The sequence below is a fragment of the Mesorhizobium sp. M0207 genome, from assembly GCF_040321995.1.
Taxonomy (GTDB): Bacteria; Pseudomonadota; Alphaproteobacteria; order Rhizobiales; family Rhizobiaceae; genus Mesorhizobium.
The window spans coordinates 17305-42298 of the sequence record NZ_JAMYSQ010000027.1 but is presented as its reverse complement, the minus strand read 5'-3'; the positions used below and the strand labels follow the sequence as shown (position 1 = coordinate 42298).

At 61.7% G+C, this 24994-nt stretch carries 24 protein-coding genes; 19 read left to right on the top strand and 5 right to left on the bottom strand.

The window, feature by feature from the left end:
• Positions 1-56 precede the first annotated feature (56 nt).
• The 9 genes from NKJ15_RS27115 to NKJ15_RS27075 all read left to right on the top strand — a co-directional run bounded on the left by NKJ15_RS27115 (position 57) and on the right by NKJ15_RS27075 (position 7815).
• Positions 57-869, top strand: a complete 813-nt coding sequence (locus NKJ15_RS27115; protein WP_352818843.1) for an SDR family oxidoreductase — start codon at positions 57-59, stop codon at positions 867-869.
• On the top strand, positions 838-1416 hold the full coding sequence (locus NKJ15_RS27110; RefSeq protein WP_352818790.1) for a gluconokinase: 579 nt from the start codon (positions 838-840) through the stop codon (positions 1414-1416). Before NKJ15_RS27115 ends, NKJ15_RS27110 begins: the two co-directional genes overlap by 32 nt.
• Positions 1413-2297 (top strand): NAD(P)-dependent oxidoreductase, encoded by an 885-nt coding sequence (locus tag NKJ15_RS27105; RefSeq protein WP_352541833.1) that lies wholly within the window; start codon positions 1413-1415, stop codon positions 2295-2297. The genes NKJ15_RS27110 and NKJ15_RS27105 overlap by 4 nt, the downstream gene beginning before the upstream one ends.
• An 80-nt stretch (positions 2298-2377) precedes the next feature.
• On the top strand, positions 2378-3874 hold the full coding sequence (locus NKJ15_RS27100) for a sugar ABC transporter ATP-binding protein (RefSeq protein WP_352818787.1): 1497 nt from the start codon (positions 2378-2380) through the stop codon (positions 3872-3874).
• A 19-nt stretch (positions 3875-3893) separates the two neighbouring features.
• Positions 3894-4949, top strand: a complete 1056-nt coding sequence (locus NKJ15_RS27095) for an ABC transporter permease (protein ID WP_352818785.1) — start codon at positions 3894-3896, stop codon at positions 4947-4949.
• 22 nt (positions 4950-4971) lie between these two features.
• Entirely contained in the window at positions 4972-5907 is a 936-nt protein-coding gene (locus NKJ15_RS27090; protein WP_352818782.1) for an SMP-30/gluconolactonase/LRE family protein, read from the top strand.
• Positions 5908-5980: 73 nt separating this feature from the next.
• Complete coding sequence (locus NKJ15_RS27085; protein WP_352541837.1) at positions 5981-7096, top strand: ABC transporter substrate-binding protein; 1116 nt, start codon at positions 5981-5983, stop codon at positions 7094-7096.
• A 132-nt stretch (positions 7097-7228) separates the two neighbouring features.
• Entirely contained in the window at positions 7229-7618 is a 390-nt protein-coding gene (locus tag NKJ15_RS27080) for a hypothetical protein (RefSeq protein WP_352541838.1), read from the top strand.
• Between the two features lie 23 nt (positions 7619-7641).
• On the top strand, positions 7642-7815 hold the full coding sequence (locus tag NKJ15_RS27075; protein WP_352541839.1) for a hypothetical protein: 174 nt from the start codon (positions 7642-7644) through the stop codon (positions 7813-7815).
• A gap of 247 nt (positions 7816-8062) precedes the next feature.
• Here NKJ15_RS27075 and NKJ15_RS27070 read toward each other — a convergent pair whose 3' ends face one another.
• On the bottom strand, positions 8063-9991 hold the full coding sequence (locus NKJ15_RS27070; RefSeq protein ID WP_352818779.1) for an adenylate/guanylate cyclase domain-containing protein: 1929 nt from the start codon (positions 9989-9991) through the stop codon (positions 8063-8065).
• Positions 9992-10628: 637 nt separating this feature from the next.
• On the opposite strand from NKJ15_RS27070, the gene ligD reads away from it, so the two are divergent.
• Positions 10629-12401 carry a DNA ligase D gene (gene ligD, locus NKJ15_RS27065; protein WP_352818776.1) on the top strand — a complete coding sequence of 591 codons (1773 nt, stop codon included), beginning with the start codon at positions 10629-10631 and terminating at the stop codon, positions 12399-12401.
• A gap of 74 nt (positions 12402-12475) precedes the next feature.
• Here the strand turns inward: ligD and xth are convergent, their stop codons facing one another.
• The gene (xth, locus tag NKJ15_RS27060) at positions 12476-13264 is read right to left on the bottom strand and encodes an exodeoxyribonuclease III (protein ID WP_352818773.1); all 789 of its coding nucleotides are present in this window, start codon (positions 13262-13264) and stop codon (positions 12476-12478) included.
• Positions 13265-13619: 355 nt separating this feature from the next.
• Complete coding sequence (locus tag NKJ15_RS27055; protein WP_502904314.1) at positions 13620-13850, bottom strand: hypothetical protein; 231 nt, start codon at positions 13848-13850, stop codon at positions 13620-13622.
• Between the two features lie 204 nt (positions 13851-14054).
• Here NKJ15_RS27055 and NKJ15_RS27050 point away from each other — a divergent pair, with 204 nt between their 5' ends.
• From NKJ15_RS27050 to NKJ15_RS27035, 4 genes are all read left to right on the top strand, one after another.
• A complete protein-coding gene (locus NKJ15_RS27050; protein WP_352818770.1) occupies positions 14055-15197 on the top strand; it encodes a Fic family protein in 1143 nt (380 codons plus the stop codon).
• 420 nt (positions 15198-15617) lie between these two features.
• Entirely contained in the window at positions 15618-15866 is a 249-nt protein-coding gene (locus tag NKJ15_RS27045) for a plasmid stabilization protein (protein WP_352455498.1), read from the top strand.
• Positions 15863-16276, top strand: coding sequence for a type II toxin-antitoxin system VapC family toxin (locus NKJ15_RS27040; protein WP_352818767.1), 414 nt, complete (start codon positions 15863-15865; stop codon positions 16274-16276). Before NKJ15_RS27045 ends, NKJ15_RS27040 begins: the two co-directional genes overlap by 4 nt.
• 225 nt (positions 16277-16501) lie before the next feature.
• The gene (locus NKJ15_RS27035; RefSeq protein WP_352818765.1) at positions 16502-17593 is read left to right on the top strand and encodes an AI-2E family transporter; all 1092 of its coding nucleotides are present in this window, start codon (positions 16502-16504) and stop codon (positions 17591-17593) included.
• A gap of 86 nt (positions 17594-17679) precedes the next feature.
• Here the strand turns inward: NKJ15_RS27035 and NKJ15_RS27030 are convergent, their stop codons facing one another.
• Positions 17680-18669, bottom strand: coding sequence for a Tim44 domain-containing protein (locus NKJ15_RS27030; RefSeq protein WP_352818841.1), 990 nt, complete (start codon positions 18667-18669; stop codon positions 17680-17682).
• A gap of 366 nt (positions 18670-19035) precedes the next feature.
• Here NKJ15_RS27030 and NKJ15_RS27025 point away from each other — a divergent pair, with 366 nt between their 5' ends.
• From NKJ15_RS27025 to NKJ15_RS27005, 5 genes are all read left to right on the top strand, one after another.
• Positions 19036-19755, top strand: coding sequence for a FadR/GntR family transcriptional regulator (locus tag NKJ15_RS27025; RefSeq protein WP_352503247.1), 720 nt, complete (start codon positions 19036-19038; stop codon positions 19753-19755).
• 14 nt (positions 19756-19769) lie between these two features.
• Positions 19770-20975 carry a mandelate racemase/muconate lactonizing enzyme family protein gene (locus NKJ15_RS27020; RefSeq protein WP_352541846.1) on the top strand — a complete coding sequence of 402 codons (1206 nt, stop codon included), beginning with the start codon at positions 19770-19772 and terminating at the stop codon, positions 20973-20975.
• A gap of 39 nt (positions 20976-21014) precedes the next feature.
• Positions 21015-21998 carry a sugar ABC transporter substrate-binding protein gene (locus tag NKJ15_RS27015; RefSeq protein WP_502895713.1) on the top strand — a complete coding sequence of 328 codons (984 nt, stop codon included), beginning with the start codon at positions 21015-21017 and terminating at the stop codon, positions 21996-21998.
• 195 nt (positions 21999-22193) lie between these two features.
• Complete coding sequence (locus NKJ15_RS27010; protein WP_352818761.1) at positions 22194-23174, top strand: ABC transporter permease; 981 nt, start codon at positions 22194-22196, stop codon at positions 23172-23174.
• Between the two features lie 2 nt (positions 23175-23176).
• Positions 23177-23908: an ATP-binding cassette domain-containing protein gene (locus tag NKJ15_RS27005; RefSeq protein ID WP_254819755.1), complete on the top strand. Its 732-nt coding sequence runs from the start codon at positions 23177-23179 to the stop codon at positions 23906-23908.
• Positions 23909-23960: 52 nt separating this feature from the next.
• On the opposite strand, the gene NKJ15_RS27000 is transcribed toward NKJ15_RS27005, so the two are convergent.
• The gene (locus tag NKJ15_RS27000; protein WP_352541848.1) at positions 23961-24959 is read right to left on the bottom strand and encodes a sugar-binding transcriptional regulator; all 999 of its coding nucleotides are present in this window, start codon (positions 24957-24959) and stop codon (positions 23961-23963) included.
• Positions 24960-24994: the final 35 nt, after the last annotated feature.

The window sequence follows — 24994 nt, the reverse complement described above, 5'->3', positions numbered from 1 at the left end:
TCCCATTGACTATGTTATCGATAACATTCATGTCAATAGCGACTGGCGGCGGGGTGATGGAAATCGCGGCCGCTTCAGGAAAGCTTGCTCGGGAGGAGCGTTTGGGCAGTTCGTTGTTTGATTTGAACGGCATGCGGGCGCTGGTCACCGGCTCGGGGCAAGGGATCGGCCTGGCGCTGGCCGAGGGGTTGGCGCAGCACGGCGCCGAAATCGTGCTCAACGGACGCAGCGCCGAAAAAATGAAAACGGCTGCGGATTCACTGACAGCGAAGGGACACAAGGTCCATAGCGCCGTCTTCGACGTCACCGATCATGCTGCGGTGGCGAACGGCGTCGCGCAGATCGAGGCGACGATCGGCGCCATCGATGTCCTTATCAACAATGCCGGCATGCAGTTCCGAATGCCGCTCGAGGATTTCCCCGCTGACAAATGGGAGGAACTCTTGCGCACCAACATCTCCAGCGTGTTCTTCGTCGGGCAAGCGGTGGCGCGGCACATGATGCCGCGGCAGCGCGGCAAGATCGTCAATATCGCCTCGGTGCAAAGCGAACTGGCACGGACGAACATCGCGCCCTATACGGCCACGAAAGGCGCTGTGCGCAACCTGACGCGCGGCATGTGTGCCGATTGGGCGAAGCATGGCTTGCAGATCAATTCCATTGCGCCGGGTTACTTCAAGACGCCGCTCAACCAGGCGCTGGTCGACAATCCCGAGTTTTCAGCCTGGCTGACCAACCGAACACCGGCGGGTCGTTGGGGCGATGTCGGCGAACTGGTCGGCGCGGCGATCTTTCTAGCTGGACCGGCCTCATCCTTTGTCAATGGACACACGCTCTATGTCGATGGCGGCATCACAACCTGCCTCTAAGTCCTGGCCCATCGTTGTGATGGGTGTCAGCGGCTGCGGCAAGACCAGCATTGGCGTCGCTATCGCGGCTCGTCTAGGGCTTGCTTTTGTCGAAGGCGACGTGCTGCACCCGCGTGGCAATGTCGAAAAAATGTCGGCGGGCATTCCGCTTACCGACGAGGATCGTTGGCCTTGGCTGGACCTGTTGGGCGCAGCCTTGCGCCATGCACATCAAGAAGGACGTGGGCTCGTCGCGAGTTGCTCGGCGCTGAAGAAGTCCTATCGCGATCGCCTTCGCCATGGTGCTAGCGGGCCGGTGCTTTTCGTATTTTTGCACGGGTCACGTGCGGTGCTGCAAGCCAGACTCGCCGAGCGCGGCGGCCACTTCTTTCCACCCGCTCTGCTTAACAGCCAGTTCGCCACACTGGAAAATCCAGGCGACGAACCGCTGGTGGTCACAGTGGACATCGACGCGCATGTGGACACGATCGCCGATAGAGTGTTGGAGGGTCTGGGTGCATTTGGGGTCGCCCCCGCCAGGATCAAGGAAAAAGGCACGTTGAGATGACGCAACCAGCAAAAGTCGCCGTTGTCGGCGCCGGCATCATGGGGTCGGCGATCGCCACCCGTCTGATCGAGACTGGGCAAGCCGTGACGGTATTCGATCTGGACAAGGCCAAGGTCGCCGCGCTGACTGCAAAGGGTGCGGTTGCCGTCGCGTCTGTTGCCGAAGCAACGCGGACGAGCAGCTTCGTCATCCTCAGTCTGAACCATGCCGACATCGTGCGTTCCGTGGTGTTCGGCGATGCCGGTGTCGCGGCCGCTGCGTCGCCCGAAAAGCTGCTGATCGACATGTCTTCGATCGATCCCGTCGACACCGCGCAGATGGCCAGGAAGCTGTCTGCCGAGACCGGCATGAAATGGCTCGACTGCCCGCTTTCGGGCGGCGTTCCCGGCGCGCTGGCCGGCCGACTGACCGTCATGGCGGGCGGCGAGGCGGCTGATTTCGAACAAGCCCGCACGGTGATGCGGCATCTCTGCGCCAACTACACGCTGATGGGGCCGAGCGGGGCAGGGCAGACCACCAAGCTGATCAACCAGCTTTTCTGCGCAGTTCTGTTCCAGGCCGTCGCCGAAGCCGTGAAGCTTGCCGAAGCCGGCGGCGTCGATCCGAAGGCAATTCCGGCGGCACTCAAGGGCGGGCGGGCCGATTCCAGCATCATGCAGGAGTTCATGGCAAAATTCGCTGCCCGCGATTTTTCGCCGACCGGCCGCATCGACAACATGCTGAAGGACCTGGATTCGCTGCAATCCTTTGCCCTCAAAACCAAGACGCCGATGCCGATGACCGGGCAGGTGGTCGAGATCCACCGCCTGCTCTGCACCGCAGGACTGGGGCCAAGGGATTCGGCCGAAATGATGCGTCTGCTCGACGGCAAGACCAACTGATCCGTTGGCCATATTTTCTTTGATGCTTGACGCTTAGAAATGTTATCGATAACATAATTTTATCTCGGGAGGAACGCATTGTGACCGAGCAAAAACTGATCGAGTTCAAGTCAATTACCAAGGAGTTCGGCGGCACCCGCGCGCTCTCCGACGTGACGCTTGATCTGCACAAGGGCGAGATCCTGGCGCTGCTCGGCGAGAATGGCGCCGGCAAGTCGACGCTGATAAAGACGCTCGCCGGCATCTATCGGCCGGATGGCGGCCAAATCCAGTTTCGCGGCGAGCCCTACCATCATCGCCCGCCGCGGCCGAACCAGCGCCAGCCCGTCGCCTTCATTCACCAGGATCTCGGTCTCATCGAATGGATGACGGTCGGCGAGAATGTCGGCTTGGCCCAAGGCTTTTCGCTGCGCTCCGGGCTGATCGACTGGCGATCGACCGAGGCGAGGGCGCATGAGGCGTTAAAGCTGGTCGGCTGTGACTTCGACCCGACGACACGCGTTCAAGATCTGACGCGCACCGAAAAATCGCTGGTCGCCATCGCTCGCGCCTTGGCTACCGAGGCCGATGTGCTGGTGCTCGACGAGCCGACGGCCAGTCTTCCCGCCGACGAGGTCGAGCGGCTGTTCGACGCCATCCGTCCGCTCAAGCAACGCGGCGTCGGCATGATCTATGTCTCGCATCGCCTGGATGAAATTTTCCGCATCGCCGATCGCGTCGCCGTGCTGCGCGACGGCAGGCTGGTCGGCCAGAAGAAGGTCGCCGATACGAAACCGGACGAACTGGTCGAGATGATCGTCGGCCGTCCGGTCAGCCAGGTTTTCAGCAAGGCAGAGACGCAGGCCGGCGAGACGATCTGCGCCGTGCGCGACCTTGTCTGCGCCGGTGCCGGCCCGGTGTCTTTCGACGTTCGCAAGGGTGAGTTGCTCGGCCTGGTCGGCCTGCGCGGCGCCGGGCAGGAACTGGTTGGCCGGGCGCTGTTTGGCTGCCAGGCCTTTTCCGGCACGGTGACGATCCGCGGGGCTGTGCCGGACCTGTCCAGCCCGATCGCGGCGATGTCGTCCGGCATCGGCCTGATCGCGCGTGACAGGACCGAAGAATCAATCGCTGGATCCTTGTCGATCCGTGAGAACAGTTTCCTCAATCCCGGCGCCGGCAAGCGCGGCCTGTTTTCCTTCCTCGCGCCTCATAAAGAGGCTGCGCTAGCGCAGGCGATCGGCAGTTCCGTCGGGCTGCGCCCCAACGACCCGAATCTGCCGATCGAAGCCCTTTCTGGCGGCAATCAGCAGAAGGTGGTCGTCGGGCGCTGGCTGCACACCGGGCGTACGTTGCTGATCGCCGAGGATCCGACGGCCGGCGTCGATGTCGGCGCCAAGGCTGAGGTCTACCGGCTGATCGGCCGCGCGCTTGAAGCCGGCCTCGCCGTCGTCGTGGTGTCGACCGATTTCGAGGAGATTGCCCACATCTGCCACCGCGCTTTGGTGTTTTCGCGAGGACAGATCGTTCGCGAACTCACCGGCAAAGACCTCACCACATCCGCCGTGATCACCGCGGCATCGGCTTCCGAAGCCGCCTGATCTTTCTGGGAGCGAACTCATGCAATCGATCGAATCCAGCGCCCTCGAACCGACCCGCGGCGAGATGGCTGATTTGTCCATGGGGCAGAAGGTCATCCGGCTGCTACCGGTCTACGGGCTGGTGATCCTGACGGTGTTGCTGATCCTTTTGTTCTCGATCCTGCTGCCGAACACGTTCCCGACGCTGCTTAACCTGCGCTCGATCATCTCCGACAAGGCGATTATTGCGCTGTTGTCGCTGGCGGCGATGATCCCGATGGCGTCGGGACGGATCGACCTCACCGTCGGCTACGGAATTGTGCTGTGGCACATCCTGGCCATCAGTCTGCAAACCATGTTCGGCATTCCGTGGCCGCTGGCAGTGATGATTGTGCTGGTTCTCGGCGCCGCGACCGGCTTCCTCAACGGCCTGCTGGTCGAAGTCGCCCGCATCGACTCTTTCATCGCCACGCTGGGCACCGGCACCGTGCTCTATTCCTTGGCGCTTTGGCACACTGGCGGCCGGCAGGTTGTCGGCGTTTTGCCCAACGGCTTCTACGCGCTCAACGGCACGATGGTGTTCGGGCTGCCGATCACCGGCCTCTACGTGCTGGGCATCGCCGTCGCACTGTGGATTATTCTCGAATATCTGCCGATCGGCCGCTATGTCTATGCCATCGGCGCCAACCCGAAGGCGGCTGCTCTCAATGGCATTCCGGTGCGCCGTTTCGTCATCGGGGCGTTCATCTCGTCGGGGTTCCTGACGGCGCTGACGGGCGTGCTTCTCGCCTCCAAGCTGCGTATTGGCCAGGCCAGCGTCGGATTGGAGTATCTCCTGCCGGCTCTGGTCGGTGCCTTTCTTGGCTCGACCACGATCAAACCCGGGCGTGTCAATGTCTGGGGCACGATGACCGGCGTCATCATCCTTGCGGTCGGCATTTCCGGCATTCAGCAGTTCGGCGGCTCGTTCTTCGTCGAGCCATTGTTCAATGGCGTGACGCTGCTCGTCGCCATAGGCATTGCCGGCTACGCCCAGCGCAAGCGCGGCGCGGCGCAAAGAGCCAGGACCAAGACCGTCGCGCAGCGCTCGAAGTGACGTCGGGCCTCGGGGACCTGGGATGAGCGACTACGAGATTCTCGACGATCGGTTCGGCAAGCTGATGATCGGGCATGCCAAGCTCGAACGGCTATGGACCGGTAGCCGTTGGGCGGAAGGACCGGTGTATGTCCCCGCCGCAAGGCATTTGCTGTGGTCGGACATCCCGAACGATCGGCTGCTGCGCTACGACGAAGGCGACGGCTCGGTAAGTGTCTTCGAAACGCACTGCAACAATCAGAACGGCCACACCCTCGACCGCGAAGGCCGCGTCGTTGCTTGCGAGCATGGCGGGCGCCGTGTCTCCCGGCTCGAGCATGACGGGCGTTGGAAGGCGCTTGTCGAAACCGTTGCAGGCAAGCGGTTCAATTCACCCAATGACGTGGTGGTCAAATCCGACGGTACGATCTGGTTCACCGACCCGGTCTACGGCATCGAAAGCCACTACGAGGGCAAGATCGCCAGAGCGGAGATCGGCGGCTCCCATGTCTACCGGTTCGACGAGCTTTCGGGTGAGGTGAGCGCCGTTGTCACCGACATGGTGCAGCCGAACGGCCTGGCTTTTTCGCCCGACGAGACGATCCTCTATGTCTCGGAGAGCGGCGCCAGCCATGTGCCCGGCCTGCCGCGCGCGATCAAGGCCTATGACCTTGCCGTCGATGGCCGGTCGGCGCGTGCAGGCGGCATCTTCGCCGAGTGCGGGGCTGGCCTCTTCGATGGTTTTCGCGTCGGTCGCGACGGCAACATCTGGGCCTCCAGCGCCGACTCGGTGCGCGTCCATGCACCGGACGGAACCCTGATCGGCCGTATCCTGGTTCCCGAGCTCGTTTCCAATGTCTGTTTCGGCGGTCCCAAGCGCAACCGCCTCTACATCACCGCTCAGACATCCCTCTACGCCATCTACGTCAACGCACATCCGGCCGGTGTTGGTCCGGTGGCGGGCGACATCAGCCGGTGACATGTCGCCAACTCCAATCGAAAGCCGAGTTTGAAAGATCATGCAATTTCTAGAAACCAAGGGAGGTACCAACATGCAACGCAGAACATTCCTGAAATCATCCGTAGCCTTGATGGCCATGACAATCGCTGCTCCTGTCCTGTTCGCCGGCCAGGCACGGGCGGACGCCACAGCCGACGCCATGGCGGTCGTCCAGAAATATGCGCAGAAGGTCACGGCCTGGGATGGCCCGACCACCGGTCCGAAGGCGCAGCAAGGCAAGACGATCGTCGTGCTCGCCGGCGACCTCAAGAACGGCGGCATCCTGGGCGTCACCAACGGCGTCGAGGAAGCAGCCAAGGCGATCGGCTGGGAGGTCAAGGTGATTGACGGCGCCGGCTCGATCGGCGGCCGCACCGCTGCCTTCGGCCAAGCCATGGCGTTGAAGCCGAATGGCATCGTCATCAACGGTTTTGACGCGGTCGAGCAGGCGCCGGCGCTGGAACAGGCCAAGGCCGCAGGTATCCCGTTGGTCTCCTGGCATGCCGGACCGGTGATCGGGCCCGACGAGAAAAGCGGCGTGTTCGCCAACGTGTCGACGGATGCCATGCAAGTCTCCACGGCCGCGGCCGACTGGGCCTACGCCGATGCCAAGGGCAAGCCCGGCGTCGTTATCTTCACCGATTCGACCTACGCCATCGCCATCGCCAAGGCAGACAAGATGAAGGCGGAGATCGAGCGGCTGGGCGGCAAGGTGCTCGAATATGTCGACACGCCGATCGCCGAGACCTCCCAGCGCATGCCGCAGCTGACCACTTCGCTGCTGCAGAAGTACGGCGATACCTGGACGCATTCACTGGCGATCAACGACCTCTATTTCGACTTCATGGGACCCTCACTTGCCGCCGCCGGCAAAGCCGGTACCGACGCGCCGATCAATGTCGCCGCAGGCGACGGTTCGGAATCGGCCTATCAGCGCATTCGCGCCGGTCAGTTCCAGAAGGTGACCGTTGCCGAACCGCTCAACTTGCAGGGCTGGCAATTGGTCGACGAGCTGAACCGCGCCATCGCTGGCGAAAAATGGTCGGGCTATCTGTCGCCGCTGCATGTGGTGACGGCCGACAATGTCGAGTTCGACGGCGGGCCGAAGAACGCATTCGACCCCGGCAATGGCTACCGCGACGCATACAAGAAGATCTGGGGCAATTAGGAGCCCGGCGATGCGGGCGCAATACGCGATGCGCCCGCATCTCATTCGCACGACAAATCCACGAATTGCACCGCGACCTGCCCTTGCCGGCCGGCGGCCATCCCAAGCGCAGAAAATCAGGAAACCCTCGCCATGATCATTCGCTACGCCCTGTTCGAAGGCGAAATCCACCCCGGACGCGAGAGCGAATTCCGGCGCTTTGTCAGGGAAAGGCTAGTGCCGTTGTGGACGCAATTTCCTGGAGCCGAGGAGGTGCGCGTTCTGGATGGCACGGCACGGGATGAGGGCGCCCCCGTCTATGCCATGGCGCTCGCCATCCGTTATCCCGACATGGACGCCTGCAACAAGGCGCTGCAGTCCGACGTTCGCTTTCAGAGCCGCGATGTGACCGGAGAGCTGCTCAAGATGTTCACCGGCCGTGTGCATCACCATGTTTTCGAAGCGAACGAGTTTCCAACCGCTCGATTACGGCGACGGGACGAGGTTTCAGAAATTCGCGTTCGAGGGCCTGGGCGAGATTGACTTCATCGTGGTCGGGGCCCGGCGTGGATCGTGTCGCTCGAACAAGGGAGCGGCTTGCAGAGCTGAATCCGGAGTTCGTCAGACGGACGATCGCACAGCTCATGATCATGCCAGACTACGAGGAGATGACTGCTGATAGCCTTGCCATTACAACAGCCCTGCTCGAAGAGGTGCTGTCGCCAGCGACATCATCCTGACCAACACCGGCAGCCGGCTTCGAGCGGGACCTTTAGAGCCCAGACGCCTTGGTGAGGTTGGTCCGGAAGATGGGAGTCTTTGAGCGACCCCGAGGGGAAGGTCGTTCGCGCAGGACGAATTCACGCCGATGACCCTTTCGAGACCTTGCGGAGCCGAATTCTCTTTTTGGAAGTCGGCATTAGCCGGAACCAGCATTCGCGCGGGCTTCTCCAAGCCGCCGATCAGCGGCAGGGAAGCGGCATGGCCCTAGCCTGCTTGGGCGTGGCGAACGTCCACACGGGGCGGTGCTGACGTCGCGACTTTGTGAAGCTGAAAGACTTCCGTCGCTTCGCCGCGCCCGCGCAACCTGTGCTTGCCCGCCGGGATCGTTTCGAACTTTTCGTCGAGCCGCGAAACAGTCTCGCCGGAAATCGCGATGGCGGTCGCGGCATCTGGTGCGAGCAACTTGCCGAGTTCCTGAAGCCGCTGGCTGATGTTCACGGTGTCGCCGACGATTGTGTAGTTCACGCGATCGGATGCGCCGATATTGCCGACGATGACGGAGCCCGTGTGGATGCCGATGCGGACGTGAAGCGGAGGCCGGCCTTTGCCAGCCGCTTCCAGATTGTCCTTGTCCAGCTCCTCGCGGATCGCCGCGGCGGCGCGGACGGCCGCGGCGGCATGGCCCTTCAGACGATCCGGCGCGCCGAAGAACGCCAGCATGCCGTCGCCCAGGAACTTGTCGACCGTGCCGCCATGTGCATCGACCGCGCCACACAGGATCGCGAAGTGGTGGTTCAGCAGCCTGGCCGCGGCTGCGGCGTCCATCTGCTCCGACAGCGTGGTGAACCCGACGATGTCGGTAAACATTACGGTGACGACCGCTTCGCGCGGTTCGGCGATGCCGACCTCTCCGGTGCGCACCAGCTTGGCCACCAGCGAGCGCGGAATATAGGTCGAGAATGCACGCAGACCGATCAGCATGGCGTTGAAGGCCGAAGCCTGGTTGTCCAACTCCAGAACCCTGCTGCGCGGCAGCGGAGTCACGCCGTCGAGATCGAAATCGGCAACGCGCATGGCCTGGCCGGCGATCGCCTGGATCGGTCGCGACAGGCGCCTCCCAAGCAGGATCGCGACGATGACCGCCACGGCCATCGCCCCGACACCGAGCAGGGCCGATCCCAACACGCGCTCGATCTCCTTGCTGATCTGACTGGTCTCGAAATACGCGCCGAGCGTCCAGGGCTTGTCGCCATAGCCTGCGATCTTGCGGGTGATGGCGATGTAGGTGGCGTCGCCGCTCCACTCGGACGCATTGTCCACGCTGCGGTCGATCTCGGCGATTTCTATGTCGCGGGCGCGGCGCGTGTCGAAATCCCGCTCTACCTTCCGCGCGCTATAGGCGGCCAATACCGGATCGCCATACGTGGCCAGCGGCGTCAGCGGCAGGACGCCGTTCTTCAGAGCGTCGGGATCGGCCAGCCTTTGGTCGGCGAGCACGCGGTCTTCGCCATCGAGAATGAAGGCATGCGTGCCAAATCGCGATGATAGCTCCCGCGTGATATCGGACAGTTTCTGCAATTCGACCGCCGCGATCACCCAGGCCTGCGTCACGCCATCACGTGCCAGCGGCACTGAGACATGCGCGTACAGGCCGAACTCGTTGGCTACGAATGCCCCCCATTGCCTGCCGCCGACCCGTCTGCGTTGTTCGAGGGCGGCGCGGACTTGGGGCGACTTCTCGGGCTTGGCCGGAAAATGCTCGATGGCGCCCGTTGCAACGTTGTTTTCGACTGAGCGCGCGGCGCCGCGGCAGACCAGGTCGGGGGTGCAGATCAGCATCGCCTCGACCCCCGAGGCGGTAGCCAGAGCACCGGCAACGGCTGCAGACATCGCCTCGTCGTCGATCTGGAACTCGCCCTGGGCATACAGCTGCGCGATGCCGTCGACCGCGTTCTCGGCGTCCCCCATCTCTGCGCGCAGCGAGTCCTCCATCGCATCGATCAGGAGTGTCGACTGGGCGCCGAGCAAGTCGAACGTGTTGCGAAAATTGGCGCCGACCGACAACGCGAGCACGCCTCCGACCGACAGGAATACGAGGCTGCCAAAACTCAACGCCATGATGACCGCAATAGGGATGCGACGCCGCTTCTTTTCGGGGCGGGCCAGACGCACTGGTTGTGCGGACGTGCTCATGCAACAAGTGTCGCAATGCGCCACCGAATTGCAAGCCCCGTGACGGCTTTAAAGAGGGCGCGCCCCGAATGCACGAGCCTCGTTGCTTCCGTGCCCAGCGCATCACCCGAATGTCCACTTCGGAAGATGTTTCTCAATTTCTGTTCATGGCGCGCCCGTTCCGGTTCAGATCGATCGCAGCAATGTGAGGCTTCCACCCGACCGTTGCTCATCCATGGCAGCCGCAATGAACGGCTATTCACAAAGCGGACCTTTGGTGAGGACAGAAATTGCCGCTTGCCCCGATGCAGCCATGAAAGGACAGTCCATGTCAGGACGCACATCAGATCAGGATGGCGCAAGGAGGCTCGGCGGACCCCGACACCTCGACTACGACGCCACGGCGGTGCAATTGCGGTGCGACTACGATCCGCGCCACGCACGCCTCCCAAGCGTTGGCTATTGTCATTGCATTTTGGCTGGCGGCAGATCGAGCCATAGCAAATCCGCCTCCAGCTCGCGCCAGTCCTTGCTATGTGCGCGGCTTGATAATTGATGCTAATTCCAACCGAACCATAAACTGCCCCAACATACAATTTCGCTAAAATGCCCCGGAACCTATTGCTGCTCTGCGTCTTGACTCGCCGTCGGAGGGTGCATGCGTAACGCCACAGACGGGCTTTCTTTCATTGAGTTCCAGTCGCCGACGCTGGTCGAGAATGCGCCCGAGGGCGGCGAATGGCTTCATGAGATCAAGTACGACGGCTACCGCACCGAACTCATCATTGAGGGCGGCAAAGCGAGAGCCTTCACGCGCCGTGGCTACGACTGGTCGCACCGGTACCGACGAATTGTTCAAGCGGCGGCGGGCTTGCCGGTGAAGGCGGCGATCATCGACGGGGAGGCTGTCGTTCTCGGCGACACTGGCCTGCCGGACTACCAAGCGTTGGAACGGGAGTTGGGCAACCCAGACTCGCCGAGGCTCATCTTCTGCGCATTCGACCTGCTGCACCTCAACGGGCGCGATCTGCGGCAGCAGCCGCTCGTAAGGCGTAAGGCAGCCCTAGAGAAGCTGCTGAAGAACTCAGCCCCGACATTGACCTACGCCGAACATCTGGAGTTGGGCGGCACGGACGTGTTTGAACATGCCTGCCGCATGGGGTTGGAGGGCATCGTCTCCAAGCGCACCGATGCCACCTACCGCTCAGGGATCCAGACCAGTTGGCTCAAGGTGAAGTGCATCAAGAGCGACACTTTCCCCATCGTGGCATTTGTCGAGAAGCTGGGCGCTCACCCGCGCCGCATCGCATCCCTCTACATCGGTCGCCGCGAGGGCGACCGACTGCTCTATGCCGGGAAGGCCCGCAGCGGCTACACCTTGAGCGTTGCTCAACTGGTTCGAGAGCGGCTCGACCCGCTGATCATCAGCAAGTCGCCTCTGTCAGAGCCCATCGTGAAGCCGAAGGCGACGTGGGTCAGACCAGAGGTGCTGTCCGAGGTACAGTTCAGCGGCGTCACTGATCGCGGCGTGTTGCGCGAGGCAGTATTCAAGGGTCTGCGAGAAGACCTGGTCGCGATCCCGGCCAAGCCTCCGGCGCCATCAAAGCGACGTGGACCAGCCCAGGAATATGGCGTTCCCAGCGAGAACATCCTGCAACTGCTGCCCGACGCGGTCTCGCCCTCCAAGGACGAGCTTGCGCGCTACTGGCAGAGGGTTGCCGATTACGCACTCGTCCATCTCGGCCACCGACCGCTGAAGCTGGTCCGCCATGCTCTCGGGGCAACCTTCTACCACAAGGGCGCGCTGCCGAAGATCCCCGCAGCAGTGCATCAGTTGCGCGTTCAGAAGCGCGAGGGTGGCGAAGGTGTGCGCGTGTGGGTGGACGACCTTGCCGGCTTGCTGGGGCTGGTCAAGATGGATGCGGTAGAGCTGCATCCCTGGAACGCTACTGTTGACGACATCGAACATGCCGACCGGGTTGTTCTGGACCTTGATCCGGGCGAGGGGGTCGAGTGGGATGAAGTGATCGAGACCGCGCTAACGCTCCGCGACATCATGGAAGCGGAAGGTCTGCAGAGCTGGCCGAAGGTGACGGGCGGCAAGGGCATTCACCTGATGGCCCCACTTGAGACGAAGATCACGCACGACAATGCCCGGCTCCTTGCTCGATCGTTCGCCAAGCGCCTCGCTGAAGCTCATCCCGATCGCTATCTGCTCTCCGCTGCGCCGGCAGCCCGAAAGGGCCGCATCTTCATCGACTACCTTCGCAATGGGCGCGGCAACACGGCGGTCGGCGCCTTCTCCCCACGAGCGCGACCCGGCTTCCCAATCGCCCGTCCCGTGACCTGGAGCCAGGTGGAGGCAGCCATCCGTCCGGATGCGTTCACCATTGACCGTCCGTTTAGGGCGGCTGCGAGAAAAGCAGCGTGAGCAATCTCGCAGCGCATTCTATTAGCAGTGGGCGAAGACGCCCGGCGATTCCGCCGAACATTCGATCATGTCAACTACTTGCCGGACGGGTCGATCTCTATCCAGGCGGGCACATGATCACTCGGCTTTTCCCAGCCTCGCAGGTCAGCGTCCACGCCCGCGTCACGTAACCTGTTCGAAAGTGATGGGCTGACGAGGAGGTGGTCCATCCGCAGGCCGGAACTCCGATCATAACCGCCTCGGTAGGAGAAGTTCCAGTACGTGTAGATGCCTTTCTCCGGATGAATGCAGCGGACGGCATCCATCCAGCCATTGTCTAGCATTTCGGCGTAGGCCTGCCTGCTCTCCGGAAAGTAGACTGCGTCGCCCGTCCAACGTCTCGGCACCACCGCATCGATCGGCGTTGGCACGACGTTGTAGTCGCCGCACAGAACGCTTGTGATCCCCTCCTTGAGCAGTAGCTGGCCGTAGCTGATCAGACGGTCGAACCAGCGGAGCTTATAGTCGAATTTCGGGCCGGGAGCTGGATTGCCGTTGGGCAGGTAGATGCACCCCACGACGATCCCATCCACCTCTGCCTCGATATACCGGCTGTGAGTATCGTCAGGGTCACCCGGCAGGCCGCGTCGACGCTCCAGGGGCTCCTTTCCCCGTGCGAGTATAGCTACACCGTTGTAGGACTTTTGCCCGTGCCAGATCGCGCCATAACCGGCGTTCCTGACGGCTTCCGCGGGAAATTTCTCGTCCGAAGTCTTCAGTTCCTGAAGGCACACGATGTCATAGTCGGTCTGACCCAGCCACTTGATGAGCAAGGGCAGGCGACCGTTCACGCCGTTGACGTTAAAGGTTGCGATACGGGTCATCCGAAGTTCTCAACAACCCTCGGCGATTTGAGCATGGAAGGCTCAGATGTTGATGCTTGCATCATGCCGCCAAAGGGAGGCCTTGTCAGTCGTCTTTCTAGAATGGCGGTCGAGCGGTTTCAGCGAGCTTTTCCGCGTGCCAGATGGCGCAATGAGCGCAGGAGCTGGTCGTCGGGAGCGTCGTAGGCGAAGTCGCGAGCGGTAGATGCGGCGCGCACAATCCGGCGTTAGGGCGGCCGCAACGCACGGACGGGTGGAGCTTGGGCAGGTCTACTGCTGATTGAGGGCGACCGCCTTGGGTCCAGTGGGTTTAAGTAATGCTGCGAAGGAATCCTATATGGCCGAGCCACAGCTCTCAATTCGTAGCGGCAAGGCGGGCGATCTTGCGAAGGGTTGAACCGAAGCACGGCTCGACCTTGTGGACCACATCGGCCATGGTCTTGTCCGACCGGACCCGCTGCTTGTGCTGGACGGCATCCTTGCCCAGCCCGGCAGTTCGGCCGACTTCGTCGCTCGTCGTGCGAAAGGCGTCGGCAATCGTGCGCGGAGCGAAGAAGCCATTGTCGGAGTACTGGACCAGTGCCATCTCACTGCCTAACCGCAAAATGCCTCATAACCTGAGGAGATATAGCGTCAAAATGGGAGGTCTTTGAGAGAAGAAGCCGACAAGAGGAATAATAAGCCGTGACCATGCGGTGTTTAGCTGGTCTATTCACCGCATAAATTGCGGCAAATGATCTTGCATATACGACGATTGAGGCCCATATTCGACGCAAAAAGTGCGGAGAATATGGCGACCTATATCTACGAGCGTGAAAACTGGCCGCAGTTCGAGTGGCGCAGCCAGGACCTTGCCGATCAACTGGCGACGGTGCGCCATCGGCAGGGCCGGCTGCTGGGGCGGATGGAGGCGCTAGGCTTCGAATTGCGTGCCGAGGCGATGCTTCAGACCCTAACGGAGGACGTTCTCAAATCCAGCGAAATTGAGGGTGAAATTCTCGACAAGGAACAGGTGCGGTCGTCCATCGCCCGCCGACTGGGCATGAATATTGGCGCACTGGCGCCGGTCGACCGCGATGTCGAGGGCGTGGTCGAGATGATGCTCGACGCAACTCAGAACTATCAGGCGCTACTTACGGATGAGCGGTTGTTCGCCTGGCATGCGGCCCTGTTTCCGACGGGTCGCAGCGGCATGACGAAGATTATCGTCGGTGCGTGGCGGCATGAAGCCTCTGGTCCGATGCAGGTCGTCTCAGGTCCCATCGGTCGGGAGAAAGTCCACTATGAAGCTCCAGCAGCGGCCCGGCTTGAGCTTGAAATGGCCTCGTTCATCGACTGGTTCAACCGTTACGCGCCGCTTGATCCCGTTCTGAAGGCGGGGGTCGCCCATCTATGGTTCGTCACCATCCATCCCTTCGAGGATGGCAACGGCCGTATCGCCCGCGCGATCGCCGACATGATGTTGGCGCGATCGGAGGGCAGCGCTCAGCGGTTCTATAGCATGTCCGCGCAAATCCGGGCGGAGCGGAAGGACTACTACGCGATCCTCGAACGGACGCAGAAGGGCAGTCTCGACATCACCCCTTGGCTGCAATGGTTTCTAAGCTGCCTCGACCGCGCCTTCAGCGGGGCCGAGGAGATTTTGGCCAATGTGCTGCGCAAGGCCCGTTTTTTGGAGGAGATGGTCCAACGACCTCTAAGCGAACGCCAGCGCAAAGTCGTCAATCGGCTCCTGGACGGCTTCGAAGGCAAGCTCACCTCCTCGAAATGGGCAGTGCTGACCAACACCTCACCTGACACGGCCTTGCGCGATATCAATGATCTCCTGGCGCAAGGGATACTCGTGAGAGATGAAGCCGGTGGGCGAAGCACGAGCTATTCGCTGGCAGGATTGGATGACGGGCCGGATCGCGCGCCTCGGCGACATCGTTGAAACAGGAGCGCGAGCCGACAGCGCGCGCCCAAAGCATGATTGGCCCGCTCGATTGGTTCGGAGAATGCGTCTATGCCGTTTGTCGCTCGGCACTGGTCCATCGGGTTCGGTCGCAAGCCGTTAGCGCCAGTCATTGACGAACTTTCCGCCTTGATAGCCGCCATTGAAGCCCCAGCGAGCGGTTTGATAGGCTGCAAACCCCTGAATCGCGCTTTGGCTTTGCTAGGCACCCAACGCCTTCTGGTTTCGCCATCCTGACAGCACCACAACCCGTACGGCAACCGACGCTGGGCCTGACATTTTATCTCCTATTTCTGCGCAGCCGCAACTCGCTGCAACATCGGTTTTGACATCAAGCCATCAGTTGCCATCTTGCTAGCAGGCGAAATGAGCCTATACAATGGTGCCAAGGAGTCCGATATGGCCGAGCCACAACTCTCAGTCCGCAGCGCCAAGGCGCGTGATCTTGCACACCGGCTTGCCCGTCGTGAAAACCGCTCGATTGCGGAGGTGGTCGAGCGCGCCCTCGAATCTTACGAGGTCCGCGAGGCCGGTCGTGAGCCTGCTTCTGCCTTCTACCCGCGGCTTTCAGCGCAATCCGGCACAGACATCGACCTTGAGGCGGTGATCCGTGAGAGTCGCCGGCCGAATCGAGGCGTCGAGCTTTGATCTTTGTCGATACGAACGTCGTTTCCGAAACGTTGAAAAAGACCCCAGACGAGGCAGTCATTGCCTGGCTGATCCGATACGATGCCGAACTCGCGCTTCCAACCGTGACGATTGCCGAGATCGCGTTCGGCATCCAGAAGATAAGACCGGATCAACGTGCCGAACGGCTGGAGCAAGGATTGTCGGACTGGCGCCGGCGTTTCGCAGACCGCACCTTCGGTCTGACAGAAGAGGCTGCGCTGGTTTATGGGGAAATTATGGGTGCTGCTGCTCGCCAGGGACGCGGCATGTCGGCACCCGATGGCATGATCGCGGCGATCGCTCGAGTAAACGGGGGCCGCCTCGCCACGCGCAATCTGACTGACTTCGAGACGGCAGGACTCGTTCTGACATCTCCGTGGGAGTTCTGAAGCGTTTTCCTGTCGTCGCTTTTGTTCAAGCCCCATCTGCCTGTCAAAGACGGGCTGAAAGGCCGTCAAAGCGCAGGCGAGCGATATCAGGTCAATTTGCATGTCGTCAAAATCCCCTGAAGGTCACTCGAAGCGCCTCAGCGGCAGCCTGACCGGGTACGGCAAGCGACCTGCCTTTTCTTCGGGAAAACCATTAGGCTCGCTGGGCTTGCGAGACGGCGAGAGATGCCCGATCTGAAACAGATGCCGGATGTGAAACAATTGAAATTGCTCGGCGTCCTGGCAGCGACGGGCGTCGGTCTATATGTCTGTTATCTGCTGGCGTGGCCTTTTTTGCCGGCATTGACCTGGGCGCTCGTCCTGGCAATTATTCTGTCTCCGGCTCACCGGTGGGTTGAGAGACGGGTCGGAAATCGAAACCTGGCAGCGCTGATATCGGTAAGCGTCGCGGCGATCGCCGTCGGCCTGCCGCTGGCGCTCGTCGCACAACAGCTCGTTCGCGAGGCGGTAAACGGAGCGACTTATCTGGAGGAGGTCATCCGCGGTTGGGACGCAGTCGGCTTCATGTCTGGCTATCCCACGCTTTCGGCCATTGCCCAATGGATCGAGAACCAATTCGATCCGGCCGGCTCAGTCGCCGCATTCGTGCAATGGCTGACGGGACAAAGCACATCGCTATTGCGTGGCTCCATCTATCAAGTCGCGATGTTCGGCCTGACATTTTATCTTCTGTTCTATTTTCTGCGCGACCGCCAACATGGCCTGCAAGCCGTCGCGGGCCTTTCGCCCCTGCGCGCTCCGGAGACAGCCTACATCTTGTCTCGCTTTGCGGAGACCGTCCATGCAACACTGCTCGGCACCGTGTTCGTCGCCGCCGTCCAGGGAACATTGGGTGGCCTGATGTTCTGGTGGCTCGGCCTGCCGACGCCAGTCTTTTGGGGCCTTGTCATGGGACTTCTTGCCATCGTGCCCGTGCTCGGGGCGTTTGTGATCTGGGTGCCCGCAGCGGTCTATCTCGCACTGGAGGGAGCTTGGGCCAGCGCAGCGATATTGACCGTCTGGGGCGGCGACATCGTCGGCGGCATCGACAATCTGCTCTATCCGATGCTTGTCGGGAATCGGTTGCGCCTCCACACGGTGGTGGCCTTTATCGGCGCGGTCGGCGGCATCGTCTTGTTCGGAGCATCCGGCCTTGTCCTCGGACCTGCGGTGATCGCCATCACAATCAGCCTCATCGACGTGCTAAAGACTCGATTGACCGACCGGCCGACGCCGGCGCGCGCTGGTGAGCTACCGCATCAGTCCGTGACGGATTGATCAAGCGCGAAAAGGGCGCTGGTCTTCGAGTGGTAGCGCGAAACCTGAACAACCTCTGGGCGGAGATCTCAACGAAGGCAAGCACATCAGCCAGGCTGCTGTATTGCGGCAACCTTCCAGTCACCGCCGTTCTGCCGCGTAAAGGTCCACAGTTCGACCGTCTCCGTCGGCTGATCGGCCCCGCCCTCAACGACCTTGCCGCTGATGCGGTCGCGGGTCACGTCGCGAGACTCATAGCGCAAAGCAGCCGTCGCGTAGTCGCGATCACCCTCCCGCCAACTTTCCGCAATATCGGCCTCCAGCAGGCTGACGTCCGACACGTCGTTCCTGACGCCCTTTTTGGCATTGTCGGCAAGTTCCTCGGACAGATAGGACACCATCTCGGATGTCACCAACCGGCGCAATGCAGCATGATCTTCGCGCCCGAATGCCTCCTGAACTTCCGTCAGCCGTTGCTGGAACGTGTCGAGGTCGGTTTGGGTGAGTGTGATCTCATCGGAAGCATTGTCTTGGTTCGTTCCGCCATATCCTGACCCAATGCCTGGAATGGGGAACGCTGCGGTGTTGCTCGGGTCAGGCCGGGCTGCAGCGCTTCGCCCAAAGGTCCCGGTGCCTCGCGAGGCACCGGCCATAGCGGGTGCCGGGTTTTGCGCCGCCTGCGAGCGGAAAAAGCGGATCGCCAGCATGATCGCGCCGCCGAACAGCAGTACTTGGAGCAAAAGACCCAACATGCCGGCCAAGCCGCCGAACCCATGACCCAGAAGAACGCCGATCAAACCGCCGAGAAGTAGCCCACGTATCATCGATCCGCCGAGGCCGTTGAAGAAGCCCGGGCGCTGGAATGCCTGCGGCTGACGGGCCGCATTGTTCGTGGCCGCATTGGGCGTCATCGAGCGCTCGACCGGTGCGGCCGGTTGCGGCGCAACTCTGGTCGGCGGGACCGGCTGGAAAGTGCGCATGCCGCGACTGCCGAAGCTGCCGCCACGGCGCGCATCGGCGTGATCCACAGCGACCATGGAAAATGCCAGGAACAACCCCACAAACAAAACTGCAAACCGTCCCCAACGCGAAATCAGCATAGGCAAGTCCTCAAGTGACACTCTTTCCGCTCATATGGGGTGCGTCGATCGAAATAGCAGTGAATCGTCCGTCGAGATATTTTCGGGCGGCATGGTCGGCCGCCCGCCGGTGTTCACGACGAGAATGTCTGCCCTACCCAAGCGCGATGATCGCTGTTCGACCACGCAGGCTCCCGCACCCGGCCGACCGGCATCGGTCGCGTCAACAGCATCGCTCATGCAAGCCTCTGGTCATCGATGTCCCCGGCGATGATGCCGAGGTCTCCCGGCGAAGACTCGATTGACTTACAGCTTTCCTATGTACTATCAACATATCTGGAAAACCTGCCATACAGGTTTGCCCACTCCTGAACGGGAGATTGCGTGAGCACGGCCGTATCCGCAAAACATTCCGACGCAGCGAGCCTGGTCAGCAATACGATCGGCGAGATCACGCGCCATATCCGCGCGCATGAGCTCGGGCCCGGCGACCGGCTGCCCAGCGAGGCCGCGCTTTCGAGACAATTGAGCGTCTCGCGTACCGTGGTTCGCGAGGCCTTCAGCTCGCTCGCCGCCATGCGGCTTATCGACCTGAGGGCGGGCAGACGGGCTACCGTCGCCGAGCTGGATTATGGCGCGATGTCACTGGTGATCGAGCATGGCGTCCACACCGAGCAGATCACGGTGCAGCAAATCTATGACGTGCGCCGCACGATTGAGACCCGCACCGCCATGCTGGCGGCCTTGCGCAGAACAGCCGACGAAGTGGAAAGGATCAGGACGCACGCGCTCGCCATGCTCGAGAATTTCCAGCGGCCGGAACAGGTCATGGAGCACGATCTCGCCTTTCACCTCGAAATCGCCAAGGCTGCGAAGAATCCGGTTTTCAGCCTCATCGTCGGCGCGTTCGAGCGCGTATCGCGCCAGACCTGGCCGATCGGCTGGCGGACCCGCCCTTCGGATGCCGAGCAGTTGGCGATGATCCAGATCCATATCGACCTCGCCGAAGCAATCGAGACCGGTGATCCCCAGTCGGCGCGTGACCTGATGGCGAGGCATTTTGACGAGAGCGTCAAGGCCCTGCTGGCGGCCGGCATCGCCTGAGGAGCAGGGGCGCAATGAAGATCACGAAACTGGAAACGCTGCGGCTCAAGGAGCGGCCGAACCTTCTGTGGGTCCTGGTTCACACGGACGAAGGCCTCGTCGGACTCGGCGAGACCTTTTTCATGGCTGAAACCGTCGAGACCTATCTGCACGAATATGTCGCGCCGTGCGTGATCGGGCGCGACCCCTTGCAGATCGACTTGCTTGCCGCCGACCTCGTCGGCTATCTCGGTTTCCGATCGACGGGCGCGGAAGTCAGGGGCAATTCCGCTTTCGATATCGCGCTTTGGGATCTGTTCGGAAAGGCGACGGGTCAGCCGATCGCACAACTCCTCGGCGGGTTCACCCGGCACGAGATCAGGACCTACAACACCTGTGCCGGAACCGAATACATCAAGAAGGCCACGGGGCAGACGACGGCCAACTACGGGCTCGATAAGCCTGGCGACGCCTATGATGATCTGAACGGCTTCCTTCACCGCGCCGACGAACTGGCGCATTCGTTGTTGGAGGAAGGCATCACGGCCATGAAGATCTGGCCCTTCGACATGGCCGCCGAGAAGACGCGCGGCCAGTATATATCGCAGCCCGACTTGAATTCCGCGCTGGCGCCGTTCGAGAAAATCCGCAATGCGGTCGGCGACAAGATGGACATCATGGTTGAATTCCATTCAATGTGGCAGCTGCTGCCGGCCATGCAGATCGCTCGCGAGCTTGCCCCCCACAAGACCTTCTGGCACGAAGATCCAATCAGGATGGACAGCCTGTCCAGCCTGAAACGCTATGCCGAGGCTTCGCTGGCGCCGATATCGGCTTCGGAAACGCTCGGTTCCCGGTGGGCCTTCCGCGACCTTCTCGAAACCGGAGCGGCCGGTGTCATCATGCTTGATATCAGCTGGTGCGGCGGGCTCTCGGAGGCGCGCAAGATCGCTGCCATGGCTGAAGCATGGCACCTGCCGGTCGCGCCACACGACTGCACAGGTCCAGTGGTGCTCGGCGCATCGACCCACCTGTCGCTGAATGCGCCGAACGCGCTTGTCCAGGAGAGTGTCAGGGCCTTTTACAAGACCTGGTACCGCGACCTTGTGACCGCTTTGCCGCAGGTGAAGAACGGCATGATCACCGTGCCTCCCGGACCGGGCCTCGGCATGGAACTGAACCCGGAGATCGATCGCGCCTTCACGGCGCTTCGACGGGTGAGCGAGGCATCTACTCTCTGAAAATGAACCTGAAGCAGCTTTCTACGGAGGAGGAGAACCATGAAGAAGCTACTTATCTCGGCAGCCTTGGCAGCAGTACTGGCTGGAGGCTCGGCAATCGGCTCACGCGCACAGGAGCCGATGAACATCGTCTTCACGCATCATTCGTCGGCGTCGAACCCGTTCTGGCAGGCGGTGAAGAAGGGCTTTGACGACGCCTGCGCCAAGATCCAGGCCAATTGCCAGATGGTCTTCACGCAGACCGAAGGTTCGATCGAGCAACAGTCGGCCAACATGCAGGCGGCACTCGCGGCAAAACCGGACGCGCTGATCACCTCGATCGTCGACAACAATGCCTTCGACCAGATCATCGCCGACGCCCGCGCTGCCGGCGTCACGGTCATCGCGTCCAACGTCGACGACACCGAGGGTGCAGCCGGCAATGCCCGCCAGGCCTTCATCGGCCAGGGCTTCATTCCCGCCGGCTACGAACTCGGCAAGAAGATGTCCGAGTTCTTCCCCAAGGAAGGCAAGATCAGGGCGCTCGTCGGCGTCTCCGCGCCCGGTCAGAACTGGTCGGAACAGCGCGCTGCCGGCGTCATGAAGTTCCTTGAGGAATACAAGGCGGCGAATGCCGGACGCGAAGTGGTCATTGAACGGCTCGACACCGGCACAGATGGCGCCGTCGTCGCCGATCGTGTTGGCGCCTATCTGTCTGCCCACCCGGACACCACGGTGTATTTCGACACCGGCCTTTGGCATGCCTACGTCGCCCAGGTCCTGATCGATCGCGGCATCGAGCCGGGCAAGGTGCTGATGGGCGGCTTCGACATCGTCTCGGAAGTCCTGCAACAGATGGAAGCGGGTTACATCCAGGTCCAGGTCGACCAGCAGCCCTACATGCAGGGCTTCATGCCGGTGATGGAAGCTTATCTCGCCAAGAACGTCGGTCTGCTGCCGGCAGACATCGACACCGGCAAGGGCATCATCGTCAAGGAAGACGTGCCGAAGCTCAAGGAACTGGCCGCACAAGGCGTGCGGTAGGCGCGAAGCCGGCGTCCTCTCCTCGTTCTTTACGCGGAGAGGGCAAGGGGAGGGCCAGGCAGCACGGCCTTGGGCGTCGGCTCCGTCCCATCCTCCAACGGCATCTCCATTGTCAGGGGCGGTAGCAGACAGACTGCCGCCATCCCCTTGCCGATGCGACAAGCCAGCGCAAACAATCCCAAGCCGGAGCGAATGATGAAGCGCTTGATGAAGATTTATCTGGAGAAGCCGGAGCTTGCGGCGGTCGTGTTCCTGCTCCTCCTCCTCCTCGTCTTTCAGATTCGCTCGAACGGCGTATTTCTGAACACACAGAACGTGCGCGGAATGCTTGGGCTGCTGCCTGAAATGGGGCTGGTCGCGATCGGCGTGACCCTGCTGATGATATGCGGCGAGTTTGATCTTTCGGTAGGCTCGGTATTTGCGCTGACCCCGATGACCATGGCGGTGATGCTGGCGGCAGGCGTGCCGTTCGCGCCGGCCTTTGCCGCCGGGCTCGCGATCGCCGCCCTGATTGGCTTCTTCAACGGATTCATAACGATTCGTTTCGCGATACCAAGCTTCATCACCACGCTTGGCATGCTGTTCATCGCGCGTTCGCTGACGGTGGTAATCTCCGGTGGCTTCCCTCCTGTCATCCCGGCCAACGCTCTGCCGAAATGGCTGTTTACGATCTATGTGGGGCCGGGCGACCTCTTTCGCATGTCGTTCTTCTGGTTTCTCGCCGTGGCAATCCTGGTGACGGTGCTTCTGTCGCGCACGAATTTCGGCAACTGGGTGCGCGCCACCGGCGGCTTTCTGCCCGCCGCGCAATCGATGGGCATCCCGACGGCCCGGGTGAAGGTCGCCTGCTTCATGATCTGTTCGGTGCTCGCCGGCTTTGCCGGCACCATTCAGGTGGTGCGGCTTGGCGCGCCGCTGCCTTCGATCGGCGAGGGGCTGGAGTTGCAAGCCGTGTCGGCTGCCGTCATCGGTGGCGCCTCGCTGACTGGCGGCATTGGCACTATCTTCGGCGGCATCATCGGGGCTGCCCTGATCCGCGTCATCGACAACGGACTGGTGCTGAGCCAGGTTGACGCCAACTGGTTCAAGATGGCAATCGGCTTCCTGACTATCTTCGCGGTCGTCGTGAACGCCTGGCTTCGAAAGCGGGGCAGGGCAATGAAGGTGGAGACCTGATCATGGCGGCACCCATCATCGCGATCAAGGGGCTCCAGAAATGGTATTCCGGCGTCCACGCCTTGAAGAACGTCACTCTGGACATTTATCCAGACGAGGCGCTGGGCCTTGTCGGCGATAACGGCGCCGGCAAATCGACGCTGATCAACATCCTGTCAGGCACCCAAAAGCCCGATGGCGGCGAGATCAGGATCGAAGGTGAACCGGTCCGCTTCTCGAACCCGCGCGACGCCATGGATCGCGGTATCGAGACGATCTACCAGTACAATTCGATGGTCCCGACCATGACCATCGCACGCAACGTTTTCATCGGACGCGAACCGGTGAAGGGCTCGGTTTTCGGCATCGGCATCCTGGACCAGAAGCGCATGCGTGACGAAAGCGTCAAAGCGATCGCCGACGTCGATCTGCATCTGAGGTCGCCCGACGCGCTGGTCGGCGAACTGTCGGGCGGCCAGCGCCAAGGCGTGGCGATCGCCCGGGCCATGCACTTCAAGTCGAAAGTCATGATCCTCGACGAGCCGACCAATCATCTCTCGGTCAAGGAGACGCGAAAGGTGATCGGCTTCGTTCGCGCCCTCAAGGCCCAGAACATCACCAGCGTCTTCATCAGCCACAACATGCATCATGTTTTCGAATGCTGTGACCGGGTCGTGGCGATGGCGCGCGGCGAGATCGTTCTCGACAAGCGGATCGGCGAGACTTCGATCGAGGAAATCCACGAGGTTCTGTGACGCGAAGAAGCGGTCACTGGCGAGCCGTTCGGCTGGTAGAGGTCAGTCTGCGCTACGGCTTTTCCGCAAGGATCGCCTCGGCGGTTTTCTCGTCGGTGATCAGCACATCGACGACTCCCAGACGCAACACGGCGCGCAGCACCGGAACCTTGTCGAGGCCGCCGGAGGGCAGGATCACAGTGTCGACGTCGCGCAGATGTTCGGGGGCGAGGCCGATGACACGGCTGTTTAGCGGGTGATCGACGAGTTGTCCGTCGGCGCCGATCCAGTGACCGCAGATATCGCCGACGGCTCCGGCTTTTTGGAGCGATCTGAGATCATTGTCTCCTACCAGTCCGATCCGAAAGATGGTGGCGTCTTTGTGCACCGCGCCCACCGAAACGAAAGCGGCGTCAACGTCGCGGGCGTGGGTGAAGGCGTCTTCCAGAATGGACTGGCGCATAAGCAGATCGCGCGTGGCCTCCGTATCCGTGAACACCGGTGCCGCGATGTAGTAGCATTCCGCGTCGAAGAGCGCCGCGAGCCGCGAGGCGATTTCATAGATGTTGATCGCCGATCCACGCGTGAGCCCGCCAAGCAGGGAAACGACCGACATGCCTTTGACGGGGCGCACGGTCACTGAGCGCAGACTAAGCTGGAGCGTGCGTCCCCATCCCACGCCCACCGATATCCCGTCACGGATTCTATGCGACAGGGCTTCACCGGCAGCGGCTGCGATCACCTGTGGCACCAGGGTAGGATCGGGCGGTGTCGGAACCACGATTGGGTCGGAAACGCCATAGGCGTCCCGCAGCCGGTGCTCCAGCTCGATGCAGTTCGCCACCTTGGAATTGATGCGAATCTGAACGATCCCGCGCTGACGGGCATGCGCCAGCATCCGGTTGACGCGAAGGCGGGTCAGGCCAAGAGACTTGGCGATTTGCGCCTGCGTCAGGTCACCGACATAAGCAAGCCAGGCGGCGCGCACGAGCAGCCCTTCCTCGCGATCGGCCGTGACGGAACTCGTTACGGCTTGGCGGCCGTCGCGTTTCTTTCGCGCTGGTTTCTCCATCAGATCATCCTGTCCACTCCGCGGCAGCGGGTCCA